Origin of the sequence: cyanobacterium endosymbiont of Epithemia clementina EcSB (genome assembly GCF_029919255.1) — a bacterium.
GTDB lineage: Bacteria > Cyanobacteriota > Cyanobacteriia > Cyanobacteriales > Microcystaceae > Rippkaea.
On the sequence record NZ_CP123991.1, the window covers coordinates 1236982 to 1250758 of the forward strand.

At 31.5% G+C, this 13777-nt stretch carries 8 protein-coding genes; 3 read left to right on the top strand and 5 right to left on the bottom strand.

Translation table 11 applies throughout. The annotated features are described in order from the left end of the window. Positions 1–266 precede the first annotated feature (266 nt). Both P3F56_RS04085 and P3F56_RS04090 read right to left on the bottom strand, forming a co-directional pair. A complete protein-coding gene (locus P3F56_RS04085) occupies positions 267–911 on the bottom strand; it encodes a M23 family metallopeptidase (protein WP_281153508.1) in 645 nt (214 codons plus the stop codon). A 733-nt stretch (positions 912–1644) separates the two neighbouring features. Beyond that, positions 1645–2127: a low molecular weight protein-tyrosine-phosphatase gene (locus P3F56_RS04090; protein ID WP_281153509.1), complete on the bottom strand. Its 483-nt coding sequence runs from the start codon at positions 2125–2127 to the stop codon at positions 1645–1647. Positions 2128–2273: 146 nt separating this feature from the next. Between P3F56_RS04090 and P3F56_RS04095 the strand changes: the two genes are divergently transcribed. Beyond that, the gene (locus P3F56_RS04095; RefSeq protein WP_281153510.1) at positions 2274–3683 is read left to right on the top strand and encodes an SGNH/GDSL hydrolase family protein; all 1410 of its coding nucleotides are present in this window, start codon (positions 2274–2276) and stop codon (positions 3681–3683) included. A 1702-nt stretch (positions 3684–5385) separates the two neighbouring features. Then, complete coding sequence (locus P3F56_RS04100; protein WP_281153710.1) at positions 5386–5697, top strand: DUF3067 family protein; 312 nt, start codon at positions 5386–5388, stop codon at positions 5695–5697. Between the two features lie 827 nt (positions 5698–6524). Here P3F56_RS04100 and tatC read toward each other — a convergent pair. After that, positions 6525–7289 carry a twin-arginine translocase subunit TatC gene (tatC, locus tag P3F56_RS04105; protein WP_281153511.1) on the bottom strand — a complete coding sequence of 255 codons (765 nt, stop codon included), beginning with the start codon at positions 7287–7289 and terminating at the stop codon, positions 6525–6527. 410 nt (positions 7290–7699) lie between these two features. Further along, on the bottom strand, positions 7700–9025 hold the full coding sequence (locus tag P3F56_RS04110; protein WP_281153512.1) for a phthiocerol/phthiodiolone dimycocerosyl transferase family protein: 1326 nt from the start codon (positions 9023–9025) through the stop codon (positions 7700–7702). 100 nt (positions 9026–9125) lie between these two features. Between P3F56_RS04110 and ispD the strand changes: the two genes are divergently transcribed. Next, the gene (ispD, locus tag P3F56_RS04115) at positions 9126–9815 is read left to right on the top strand and encodes a 2-C-methyl-D-erythritol 4-phosphate cytidylyltransferase (RefSeq protein WP_281153513.1); all 690 of its coding nucleotides are present in this window, start codon (positions 9126–9128) and stop codon (positions 9813–9815) included. A gap of 1911 nt (positions 9816–11726) precedes the next feature. Here ispD and P3F56_RS04120 read toward each other — a convergent pair. Then, positions 11727–13004, bottom strand: coding sequence for a hypothetical protein (locus P3F56_RS04120; RefSeq protein ID WP_281153514.1), 1278 nt, complete (start codon positions 13002–13004; stop codon positions 11727–11729). Positions 13005–13777: the final 773 nt, after the last annotated feature.

Here is a 13777-nt window from a genome sequence, read left to right on the forward strand (position 1 = left end):
AAATAGAAAAACTGTCAACAAAGAAGACATAAACTTATGAGAGCTAACAATTATCCAGGTTTTTTTTAAAAAAAGAAAATTCAAATTAAGTCCCGAAAAAATCCGTAAATTTTAACCAAAATAGCTGAGAATGAAAACAAAAAAATGACATAGAGGACTCATCCATGTCCTAATCATCCATGTTCTAATTTTTATTTAGAGCTACTGACCTATTTTGAAACGACAATCGATCAATTCCATTCCAATACAATTATTCACCCAAAATTCTAGTCCTCAGCTCGCCATTCTCTGTCGCTCATTCTAGGCAATGTACTATTAGGAACTTCTAACCGTGAAGGACGAGTACGAGTATTTCTGCGAACATTAGTGACCCCATCAGGTTCAGGTAAAAAGGCAATAGGATCAACTGCTGTTCTACCCTGAGGGTGGATTTCAAAATGTAAATGGGGCCCAGTGCTATTGCCAGTACTTCCCATCTCAGCAATTTGTTGTCCTTGTTCAACTTGTTGTCCGCGACGAACTAAAAGTCGACGATTGTGTCCATAAAAACTGATGCTACCGTCAGGATGGCGTAATTTTACCAAAATTCCGTAGCCTTGAGAATTCCATCCGGCTGAAATCACTACCCCGGTGGCTGCCGCAAAAATCGGAGTTCCCATTGGTCCTGCAATGTCAATTCCTTCGTGCATATTGCCGTAGCGTATTCCAAAACCGGAAGTCATTCGCCCTTGAGTTGGCCAAATATAACCTGTAGATATTTGAGGGGTTTTTAGTTTATATCGGTTAGAGGTATTGGGAGAAAATTTCATCCTACCGTTTGAGTCTCCCGACGCTTCAACCATATTGTTACAAAATACAGATAGGAGCAAGCTAACACTCGTTAGGGCTAATCCCGGAGATAATCGTTTCATATGTCTTAAGAGAAATTAAAGTCTTATGAGTAATCAAGTTTTGTTAAAAACTTTAAAATGTTGTGGAATTACTTTACTCGATATATGTCAGAACGTAAAGGCCGCAATAATGGCTGACCTATTTCATAAAACCTATGTAATTGTTTAGAAAAGTATTCGTATTAAATTTCTGCTGTAACCTAGAAAGTTAACTTCTTTTCTTCTTTTATGAAGCGCACTCCAAAGGGTTAATTCTATTTCTAAACGGAGTGTCTAATTTTTGGTAAAAATATCTTTTTACTTATACATAATCGAAGAGAGGAGGAATAACTTGTCCGAAGAAACCCAACAGTTAAAACTTTGGGATACTCTTCCTCAGTTTTTGGAAAAGAGAAAGACTCTTGATCAAATTGTTGCTGCCAATGATACTCAAGAGTCACCTTAAATCAAACCCTATTACAGTTTTAATATAATCACCAATCAGAGACATTAACCCTAATTGATGAACTACAATGGGCCATCACCCAACAGTCTAAGTTGAGTCCTATTTATTGAATAAGATAGGAATTGATAGTAATCGTTTTATTGATTGTGATATTATCCATATAATTTAGATAATTCTGGAACGGCTCACTTACATACTGATTATTGCTTGCAGAGGCATATCAGATAAAAATCCAAGATATGGGAACTGCCTTGACTATTGTATCGCCTAATTATGATTAGGTTTAGGAAAACTTATTAGTGATAATTATTAAGAATAAAGATGATTTAGACGAATTTCTTCTAATAATCCCATACAAGCATCTAATAATAAATCAATTACTTTATCAAACTCTGCTTGACCACCATAATAAGGGTCGAGAATTTGTTTTTCGGGATATTTTGTCATAAATTCACATATCAAGCGCACTTTATTCTTATACACTCCTTGGGAATCAAGAGCTAAAATATTTTGATAATTTTCCTGATCCATTGCTAAAATCAGGTCAAACTGTTTAAAGTCGAACCAATCAAATTGCCTAGCCCTGCCCCGAAACTCAATTCCCCGACTAAGTACAGCAGATTTCATTCTACGATCTGGGGCAGTGCCAATATGGTAACTTGATGTCCCTGCCGAATCGCAAATAATCTGCTCCTCTAAATCCGCTTCTTTGATTAGGTGGTTCATAATGTTCTCCGCTGCCGGAGAGCGACAAATGTTACCAAGACAGACAAACAGCAATCTGTATACCATTAGATTCACCCAAATATCTTAGAACGACAATTCTAACTGAATTTTAACCAAGACACTCTAGATTATATGCTCGATTCTGACCCTGCTCCAATGCTAAGGTTCAATCACCAAATTTATGCTCCTGTTTCTTAGAGGAAAATTTTTAAATGTTGAATTTACTTAAGAAAACTCGCCCTTACAATTCCTATTCCAACAATTTCTACAGTAAAAAGCCCAATCGCTTTCCTAAAATTTCTTTGTTTTGGCTGCTCCTTGCTTGCCCTGTCTTAATTATCCTTTCGGAGTTTTTAGCTCAAGCTTATTTAGGAGTAACAGGTAAAGACAACAATATGGATGGTAAGTCGCCTTTAATAAAAGCCTATCAGCTTAACTTCCTGACCGCAAATAAACAACCAATAGAAGGATTGACTGACGGAGGAGATTTAGTAGTTAAGCGCAGTTCTACCCTGGGTTATGAACTCATAAGTCCTCAACAAAGTGAATTTTGGCAAATCAATGAACAAGGGGTACGGGATAATGATCCTCTACCCTTAGCAAAACCGAAGAATGAAATTAGGATTTTTATTTTAGGGGGGTCTACCGCTTTTGGACAGTTAAATACTAATAATCAGGCTACCATTAGCCATTACCTTGAAGCCCGTCTTAAACAACGAGTTAAACAACAAAAAAGTTCTCCGGCTCAATACCGTCCTGATGTTTTCCCTTTCTTTGCCCCCACGAGAAGAGAATTAACAAAGTTACCTCCCAAGATTCGTGAGGGTGACTATCGGGTTATTAACGCCGCGGTTCCAGGATATACTTCAGGAAATCAACTAGCTAAATTAGCGCTGGGAATTCTACCTTATCAACCAGATTTAATTGTGGTATTAGATGGTTATGAAGATTTGATGTTAGAAAGTAGTCGCCCTAAAGCTGATATTCCCCATATTGACGAGTTTTTAGCTGATGCCAAGGGTTATTTTCGTGATTCTTTAGATTTTTCTTTTGATCAATGGTTAGGAAGTACAGCATTAGTAAAAACATTCAATTCTTTTACTCCTCAGTCTTCTGTTTCTTTAGACCAAACCAGTTTAGCTGTCAATAATGATGGTAAATCTCTCAAGTCCTATTTACCTAACGATATTGAAGAATTGAAACGTCGGGTTGACCGTTATAGAGAAAACCATAAACAGTTAGTTCAGTTATCTGCACGATGGGAAATTCCTGTTGTGTTAGCCATTCAACCAGAAATAACCTCTCGTAGTGTGGATCAACTTTCAGCTGAAGAAAAGGCTATCCGCAATCATTTGGGAAAGAATTATCTTGAGGACTTTCCTCAAGCTTATGGTGAATTGGTGAAAGCCAGTCAAAACTTAGCTAAAGCATTTCCAAAAAATGTAAAAGTCGTTAATTTTTACCAGAGTAATTCTTCTTTTCCCACTCCGATGTTCTCGGACACTATTCATCTAACTGAAGAATCTAATAAGGTAATGGCAGAAAAGCTTTATCATGCAATTACTGCTTGGGAAAAAATACAGATTATCCCTCAATATTTTTATCTAAAAACAAGTGAGTAACTCATAAAAATAATAGATTATGGAAAAGATTTCACAAACTTGCTGGCTAAAGTTTAGGTCTATGGACTTATAAAAAAACGCTTTAAACTCGGATCTGACATCAGGATAAATAAACTTCATAAAGAGAACAATTTTTAAAATAGTTATTGCTACAATCTAACCTTGTCCCTTCTCTCTACTAGCTAATGTTAAATGAGGTATGATTGGATAAGCTAGGGCTAGTCTTTCGCTATGGGTAGCCTCAACCAGATTAAATCATGTTAATTACCTGTGATATTTATTTACATTATGTAAATTTTCATTCCATAAATTAGGAGGTGAGGAAAGAAAGTAATAGTCGAAAGCCTCAAGCAGCAAAGATATTTGGCTCATCTACGTCCTCGTCATTGTCAAATATTAATTAAAATTTTAGGTAAAGATGACTAAACTGTCGGTAGAACTTTTCTGAAACTAACTGACAGATCTTTCTACTGTTACTGTATTTGTCCAAAAGAATCCGATAGACGTAATGATAAAAATTTAGCAAATTAATTTTAAAATAGTTAATTTTTTTTTGAAAATGGAGTTCTAAAATAATATAGAAAGTCTGATTAAATAAGTGTTTTTAAAAAGATCTAAAATAGAAAAGTGTTTTTAAAAGAGCGGTTTCTAGATACCAGCTTATCCAAAATAGGAATACTATCTCAAAAGTATTTGACTTAAGATGTAAAAAAAAAACTTTTAAAAAGTTTTTTTGTGTCAAACTATCTATTAAAAAATACAGCTACAAAAATAATTTATAAATGAATTATTTATTACGTACTTTTTTGAGAAGCGAAAGAAAAAATGTGAATAGACAAAGATATTAAATAGTTTTAAATATGCTCCGAAGAATATGATAGCAAACAATTATCTAAGATTTTAAAAAAGTTAAAAATCAAATTAACTTTTTTAAAGCTTGGCAATCTCTCAAATAAAAGTACTAAATTTCTAAAAAAATAAAAATTAGTCTGTGTACTAAAGAAAAAGAATCTATACGAGTGAAATAAAAATTAAATATAAATACAGATAACCCTAAAAAATACTACAAAAAAAGAGTATACACAGTTCTTGTAAATAACAATTACTCAGTTCATACAAATTGAAACAATGGAAAAGTATCTTTGACATTGAAGGTTAATAATAAGAGGATTTAAAAGGCATTGATTCTTACTGACAAAAATTGGTAGAAGTTCATAATTATAACCTTTGATGTCATTTCTGATAGCTAGTTATTGGAAGGCAAAAAATCATCTAATTTAATTTTCCTTAAACTAGATGATTTTAAAATTTAAATAACTTTAACCACTCAAGATTTATTTAAATGAGCCGATAGTACTCAACTTAAATAAACTTTAGTCAATGAATTATACCTTTACATCAAGAATATTAGTAAATGGATAAAATTAGTATACTTCGACTGTATATCTAGAGTGAGATATGACTGTAGTTGGGTTGTTCTATTTATATACAGGTCTTGCATCCGTCGACCGATTTATCCCAGACTCTTGCACCCTGTTTACACTGACAAGTTATGGAGTTACAGATAGCGCAACAGAATGATTTATATTCTCCGGTTGAGAAAGTACCACAATGGGTTGAAGAAGCGCGATATTTCATGATTGAAGTTATAAATCTCAGTTATGATAAAAAAAGGAGTTTAACTTGTGTACGAGAGGAGATAATGACTGGACAAGAATTACACACACTGCTATTCAGTAAATGGGGCAGGTCTTATGATATCCAGTTACGAAAAGTCAAGGGGAGAATTTTTTGTCAGGTGATGTGGAAATACCTTGAACAAGCTTCTTTTCCTATGTCTCAAACTGAGTATTTTAACCATTTGGACACTGTAGCGAGTTATCTAACAGCTTGGGGAAGTACAGAGCAGATTATCACTTATTTAGAGCAAACTAATGATCGCCCCCGTCTTGGTAAAGTAATCAGTATTTCCCTAGATTTAGGAGAAAAAACTTCTGAATGGATTTTAGATTAATGTAATAAAAAAACACTTAAATTAACTAACTCAACCTATTTTTTTATGAAACTATTTTCAATTTTTTACTCAGTTTTACTCAGTATAATTAGGAATTATAATCCTCTTTTTGGTTGATATCTAACTCACCAAACTTCCGGGAAAATCTAGTTTTATTGACTATTTTTTGTCCGACATAACTTACTCGATTGTGATAATAGTTCTTAATCGTGTTCTATTATTGTTTGAAAATCTTTTTAGTAGGGTTTATGAGGCTGAAAAATACCATATCTCCTTTTAATCCTCCATAAAAATACACCCAACATACCAAGGCTTAGAAGTTCACAAAAATTTGTTTTTTCAAGAAAGTTCTTGCCATAATTTAACAAGTTTAAGCGTAAATTATGCTTCCTATACTCCGACTAATCTTAAAGGAGTTCTTGGTTTAACTTCATTATTCGGTTCTATAAGAAAACTTCTCTGTGTTAAATAACAATATTGTGTTTTCAAACCTTCTCCATCGTTCATGACTAGACCATTATTATATTCTTGCCTTGTAACGTTATTTTTAGTAGATTGATCAACAGTTAATAAATCAATTATTTCATCTCAAACTCGCTTAGCTTATATAGAAACAGCAACTAGAATTTTTACTACTTTTTTTATTACTTTTAAATTAGCAATTCTGAAATCTATTCCCTTATGTAACTTATAAAGTAATTTTATCGTCTGTAGCTAAAATCAATTAGAAATAATTGATTTTTAATATCAATCCTATAAAAAATTGAGTAATTTTTACCTAACTAAAAATTAACAAGTAACCACATTTCAAAACTGGGAATCGACTATCAATTTCCTGTTAACTTCAACATTCCAATTCCACTGAAATATAGCCCTAACACAGCAGCAGCTAACAAAGATTGAGTTAACGGATCGGTGGAAGGAGTTAAAACAGCCCCCAAAATAACAGAACCTAGAACAATTACACGCCATCCTTTAAGCATTCGTTTCGAAGAAACGATTCCAAGAAATCCTAAAATTAACTGAATAATAGGAATTTGAAAAGCAAGTCCAGTACTAAACATCAATAGTAAAATAAACTCAAAATAACGATCAATTGACCAGGACTGTGCAACGATATCAGCTCCATAATTGATAAAAAACTGTAAAGCAGCGGGAATCAATGCCCAATAAGCAAAGGCTAATCCAACTAAAAATAAAACACTTGATCCTAAGACGACAGGACCTAATAAACGACGCTCTCGACGGGTTAAACCAGGTAAAATAAATTGAAGAATTTGGTAGATAAGAAAGGGACTAGATATCAAGAATCCACTATATCCAGCAACTTTGATCGATACAAAAAAGAATTCTCCTGGAGCTAATTGTAAAAATTCAACATCTTTAGCAGGAACTTGCAACCATTGCACTAAAGGTTTTACAAAGATAAAACAGCCAATTATTCCGATAACAACTGCAATTAATCCATAAAAAATACGTTGACGCAATTCCTCAAGATGATCAAACAAGGACATTTCTACATCATTGGGAATTTCGTTGAGATAAGTCTGTTGATCGGTTAGAGATGGAGTTTTAGTATCTGTTGTAGCCATAATATAGAATTTGTAATCATAATTACTGCTTTACTATTTTAGTTCGTCATGACTTGAGTATAAATTCTTATTTATGTAAATATCTCTCAGTAAAACTTTATAAGAAACTTAAAATTTTGTTTTAGACAAAGAAAAATATTATGGTTACTCATTAACAGGTTAGCTCAAACACCCCCTAACTTAAAACTAAAAGTATGGACTCATGACCCAAAATCGCACCTGAATTAGAGAGAACCAGCCTTAACTGTTATCTATGTTCTCTATAGAAATCGATTTTTATAAATGAGTTATGCGATCACTCCTTAACGAACCTTGAACTTGCTTGTAAGATATATAGACATAATGGATCGGAAGAGAATCTACCATTTTATTGTAAACAAAATTTCCAGTTTATTCTAATCAAGTTAAGTTTAGTCACTTGTACCATTACATACTTCAGTTAAAGAATAAATTACATCATCAGCTAGTAATTCTAAGGTTTCTTGACTAATAGAAGGTTGGGAAACAGTAAAGTTAAGACTCATTTTTTCATTAAATGTTGCAACAGCAACCGTAAAAATTCTATTAAAAACAACATTAGACGGAACAAAACTAATTTCTTCTAAGGTTAATATCCCTTTAGCTTCAGGAATCTTAATTCTGCCGATATTAGTAACAGAAATTGTCGCAAAAGTTGTTTCAGGATTTGCCAAGAAATTTTCTACAATTTTTCGAAGGAAAAATAAAGGTTTGAACATATCTTTTCGCTTTAAACCTTTATTGATTTGTCGAGTAACATCTCTTGCTAAACCCCAAAATAATATCTCTGATTTTAGAGTATGAAAAGATGTTAAAAACGAGGTAAACATTCCCATGTTTTCAGGGGCAATTTCTGGCTTAATTCTTCGCCGTAAATCTACATAAGAAGCACAGGAAATATTAATTTTTCTTGATTTATCTTTCCTGAGCTTATTAGCAACTGCAATCAACATAGCTGAACATAAAGCTCCGTGAACTGTTGTATTTTCTAATTTACATAATTTAATTAATTTTCTTGTATTTTCTGGAGCTAAATATCGCTGAGTTATTCCACAGCTACGTAACTCGATAGCTACATTTTTTTCAGATTTCAATGATTCTATCTGATAGATAAACATTTTAGTTTTAAGCATACCTAAAAAACAAACACTATTAATTATACATATTTGATTTTTAATCCATTGAAGAAAGGAATTATCTAAGGATAAGGGGGTAGATACTAGAGATAAATTAGGTTTTAATTCTAAATTTTGTTCTGAAGCAATGATTTGACAATAATTGAATATCTCTGCTTGAAGTCTCACAGATGATAAGCCATCCGATATGGCATGATGTATGGTCGTGATCAGATATTTTATCTCAGGTTTTTGTTTATCTAAAATTAATAGACATCTCAATAAATACTTATTGCTTTCCAAGGGAGTGTTTAATTCTTTCAAAATGAGACTTTTTAAAGGAATATGTTGCTCATGGTAAAGAGTATTTAAAGGGATTTTATAAGTTTTGTTAGAAGTAAAATGTAGATTATCTAAAGTTCCTACAATTCGATAATCTAGATATGGATAATTAAATTGAACTAAATCCAAGGCCTTCCTTAGAATTGCTTGATTAATATCACCCCTAATACGACTTATGATAACTATATTTAATGAGCCTCCGCAGCGATTCAAAATCTCCATCACTTGTTCATTAGAAATTAACTTTTTTGGTTTAGGCATAACAGTTAATCGCTCATTAAGTTAACGTGATCATTTTAAGTGATCAAAGTGTATTTAAAATAATATACTATTTATAAATATATCGTTCTCTTATGAAAGAATGCATTTATTAATTCCGGCAGCAGGATTGGGAAAACGAATGGGAAGCGATCAAAACAAACTTCTCCTTAGTCTCTTAGGAAAACCTTTATTAACTTGGACACTTCTGGCGGCTGAAGCATCTGAGAAAATTTGCTGGATCGGTATTATCGGTAAATCTTATGACTTTCCTAGTTTTCAGGAAATTCTTGCAAATCTTTCTGTGACTAAACCAGTGGAATTAATCCAAGGAGGCAAGACTCGTCAACAATCAGTTTATAATGGGCTACAAGCTTTATCCATAGAGGTACAAAGAATTTTAATCCATGATGGAGCAAGATGTTTAGTTACTCCAGAACTGTTTGATCGTTGTGCTGAGGAGTTATTAACCTGTCAAGGATTAATTACAGCTATTCCCGTTAGGGACACCATTAAAGTTGTTGATCAGCATAAATTTGTTCAAAATAGCCCAAATAGATCTCAATTGTGGGCAGCTCAAACTCCTCAAGGATTTGATGTTAAACTCCTAAAAAAATGTCATGAAAAAGGACGTATTTCAGATTGGAAAGTAACCGATGATTCAGCTTTATTTGAAAAATGCAAGTTACCTGTAAAAATCGTAGATGGGGAAGAAACAAACTTGAAAGTAACAACTCCAATTGACTTAAAAATTGCTGAATTTCTTCTTAGAAAGAAATTAGACATATCTTAATTGATTAATGATTTATAGATATTTGTCATCCACTATTGTGTACTTTTAAAACACTTAAATTTAGCTTTAAATCCGTTAGTAATTCTCATTTTTTAAAGAGAGACTACACATAACTACATATAAATACTCTAAGATTTTAATAAAATGCTTAAAATATTTTTTACAAGATGCATATTAAGAAAATTTACGAATTACTGTAATCCGTACTTTAAATACGGATTACAGTAATTCTGTAGGCTGGTTAATTCACCAATGGTTAGCAGAAGTGTTAAGTAATTTAAGAACAAAGAAAAGCATCTCTGCGTTGAAATTCTTAATGAAAGACGATTACTGTCAAGTTAGTAGAGCGGACGAGATCTCCTTTAAAATCCTAGAATAAGAGCGGTAACTTTGACTCAATGGCTTAGGATAAATAAGATTAGCTAATTTTAGAAGATCAGGCATCACCATTGCAAAGAGAACAAAAACAATTAATTCATGACTATTTAAGAGTCTCTGGAGTTGTGTATTGGGAACTGGTTTTCTAAATATCATTTAGAATAACTTCATTATCTATTTTTTTATTTTTGATTTTTGTTACTATATCTAACTCCACCGATTAAATAACTTTTGTCCATTGAATAGCTGCTTATTTTGTTGATAAAGAACAAGCTTGTGCCAATCCTTCATTGTTTGTTAATATTCTGGTTTGTGTTTGCCCATAACCTTTGATAAATTATTTTAAATCTACGTTTTTTTTGGAAAAAGCTTATATTTTTATGTTAAATAAGTCCTAGTGTTTCCTATATTTAAAATTTAAAATTCTAGATTAACTATTAAAGTTAAGGAGAAAAATACCTTTTGGTGACTTCCAGTCACTTTAGAAAAAATAAAAAATTTCACTACTGATAATTCATGAAAAATATCTAGTTTGAAAGATGTCGTTGAATTTCAAAAAATATGTTGTAGTTTAGCAACGGAAAAACAACCTATTTAGATAATAGTTTTGATACAGATGAACACAAGTTAATCAATTTTAATTGTAGTCTTAATCCCCAAACCGATAAACAAGTCTGGAGTTAAGTTGGTAGATCATTCTATTCATACCGTTAGACAAATTTTACTGATGAAGTTTATTTTTTAGTGTAAAAATTGTAAATTAATTAACTTAAATATATCGCTAAAATACTGTTTATAAAAAAGCTTAAAATTATAGGTATAGACAACTATAATAGCTATTTTAAGTAATTAAGACATGTCTGAAAGCTTATCCACCTTACAAAAGTATCAAACTTATTCTTAACAGAAAGTCAGGAATAAGCTCATGAAGGGCTAACAACTGTTGATCTCTAATTTTTAATTTATAAAAAATACAATAATTTTTTTATACATCTATTCTGATAGAATTGTTGATTGAAGGATTAAGATAAATAAATTAATAATAAAGAAAAATTATTGATGGACTCGATTCCTATTAACGGTCACTGAATTGGGGTAATAAGTTTGTACATCACAACAGCCGAAAAAGTAAGAATACTGATAACTTATCTCTTTTTATTCTAAACTGACTGGAGCGGTTATTTCGTACTTGTTCATAAGCCCTATTTTCTAACTATTTTATCTCTGGTAATGTTCAATATACATAAATACTTCTATAAAGAGCAAAATATGAACTTTTTCGCTAAATAAACCGCTTATTAACATTGTCCTTATTTAGCAATCATCAACAATAATATTGAATTGTTGTAAAGTGGATTTGTCTTGCATAAGAATATGGGTTAGCCTTTTTTGATTAAAGGCGGCTAGAAGTTATCGTAAAGATAACACAAAGGTTACAATGACCATTCGTAGATTACAGACTAAGTTATATTACTGATATTGCAGTCGTTGATTAGATTCAAACTGTTTTTACTACTCTTAATAAACTTGCTCTTAACGTTCAAATTCTTGTTCTAAAACATCCTTTTCAGTCGTATAGCTAATATCGGCTTCAGTGATTAATTTTTCTGCTGCAAACTCACAAGCATATTTTATTTTTTGCTGTAGGCTTTCATTTGGTTGCAATAAATTTTCTGCTCTTTTTTGCCGAATCATATTACGGTATTCGATTCTGTTATTACGCCACTGAATCCAGAAGTGGCGAATCAAAGGAATTCCTAGGAAGGCTATTGCATAGACTAATAATATCCAATAAATAGAACTAGCAAAGGATACTAATCCAGTCATTTGATTTATTAATTTAGGATCTTTAATTAAATATCCTAAAACTAGAGCGAGAATAAAATTTAATACTCCTAACCCAATTGCTAACATAATTTGTCTGCTACTAGCTCGACTAAAGTAATAAGATTTTTCTTTTAAGTAGCTAGTAACTAAACGCTTTTTATGGAGTTGAGCTGTTACTTGTAACTCAGGGAAATAATATATTATTTCTCCTTGGGGGGAGACTTTAGGATAACCGTTAAATCTCGTTAAAATAGGCAACATATAATCTTCACTATCTTCGTCGTATTGAGTTATCTTATCGAGATAAGGAGAAATTTGTTGAGCAATAATTGCTCCTTTATTATTACGAATTACTGACCCAATTTCTCGCCAACGAGATTCTTCCAAGTCGTAATTAGGATTACCTTCACCGAAGAGAAATGAAAAAATAGCTTCTAGGAAATTAAGATCGCTTTCTTGCTGATTTTTTTCAGAACTTTGATACGATTTATCTCGATGAAGACTATAATTGTGATCAGGATAAAAAACCCAAAATAAATCGGAAAAATTTGGAAGAAAAATAAAATTGCCTCCATAACCTGGACCTCTACTTTCTTGAGAATCTCTATCTCTTTCACTATTAGAACTAATAGCAACAATAATCATACCAATAGTAATCATCATCAAAACGACAGAAGCAATCAGAATTACTCCAAAAGAAATACGAATTAAATAAAAAAGAGCATTCCATATTTTTTTCAAGGTTTCTTTGAAGCGCAGTTTCCAGTATTTATTACGGATAATTGTCTTAAAATTTTGTGGAAAAAGATAGATGATGTCACCAGATTTAGCTACTTGTAAATGTCCTCCGCTATCGGAAGCTAAAGCTAGCAACCCCTGTTGTGCTACATTCAGTTCGAGTCCTGCTTGGGTAGCGACATCTCCAACAGTAACGCGATATCCTAATTGTTCCACGGATGTCATGATTTCAGGACTGAGAGTCATATTACATTGCCTTCTTTATAATCTTTTCTAATTTTTAGTATAAATAACTTATCTTGGACACTTTCTACTCGTCTGTAACCTTAAATAAATATAAAAAAACATAACTTATAAAAGTTAAATGATTCTCATTAACTTAAAATTTTACAAATTAATAACAATATCAAGTTTTAAATAATAAAAATATATACATAAATTTTCCTTAATTTTTATCTCAAAAATATAACTTTAATAAAGTTATATTTTTGAGATATTTAACCTGGGTAGGTTATACTCATCACTAAAAAAACTAAATATAAAAATCAGAAGTGGTAAGATAAAATTTTTTTTCTAAAAAAATAATCCACTTAAGTAGATAGCTATAAATAAATATTCATTTTTTTATATAAAAAAGCAACTAAAAGATAATTTATATCGCTTTAATTTATTATTAATAATAAATTTTCCAATAAAAGATTTGGTTAACTGCTTCAGCTAAATTATGTTCATCTTTAAATATACTTACGACAATTACATAAGCTTCTATTTTATGTCATTTCTCTTTTATTTGATTTTATTTCTTAAAAATACTTACGATTTTTTTATTAAGCAATTAATTCGGCAATTGTTTTTATCGTTTTAATTGCTGATAGTTTCACTCAATCTACAAATTCTTTTAATTTTCATTCTTTGATAGATAAATCAGATATTTCTGAGCTTGTTCTCATTCTAGGAGATTTTTATTTAGGTGCAAGTTAACTTTGATAGTTCTTGTTTTTATAATCATGCTAGCTGAA

Bases quoted from the DNA above. Each gene is read 5' to 3' on its own strand.
- P3F56_RS04085 (WP_281153508.1), bottom strand. From the start codon at position 911: ATGAAACGATTATCTCCGGGATTAGCCCTAACGAGTGTTAGCTTGCTC.
- P3F56_RS04095 (WP_281153510.1), top strand. From the start codon at position 2,274: ATGTTGAATTTACTTAAGAAAACTCGCCCTTACAATTCCTATTCCAAC.
- P3F56_RS04120 (WP_281153514.1), bottom strand. From the start codon at position 13,004: ATGACTCTCAGTCCTGAAATCATGACATCCGTGGAACAATTAGGATAT.
- P3F56_RS04090 (WP_281153509.1), bottom strand. From the start codon at position 2,127: ATGGTATACAGATTGCTGTTTGTCTGTCTTGGTAACATTTGTCGCTCT.
- P3F56_RS04100 (WP_281153710.1), top strand. From the start codon at position 5,386: ATGACTGGACAAGAATTACACACACTGCTATTCAGTAAATGGGGCAGG.
- tatC (WP_281153511.1), bottom strand. From the start codon at position 7,289: ATGGCTACAACAGATACTAAAACTCCATCTCTAACCGATCAACAGACT.
- ispD (WP_281153513.1), top strand. From the start codon at position 9,126: ATGCATTTATTAATTCCGGCAGCAGGATTGGGAAAACGAATGGGAAGC.
- P3F56_RS04110 (WP_281153512.1), bottom strand. From the start codon at position 9,025: ATGCCTAAACCAAAAAAGTTAATTTCTAATGAACAAGTGATGGAGATT.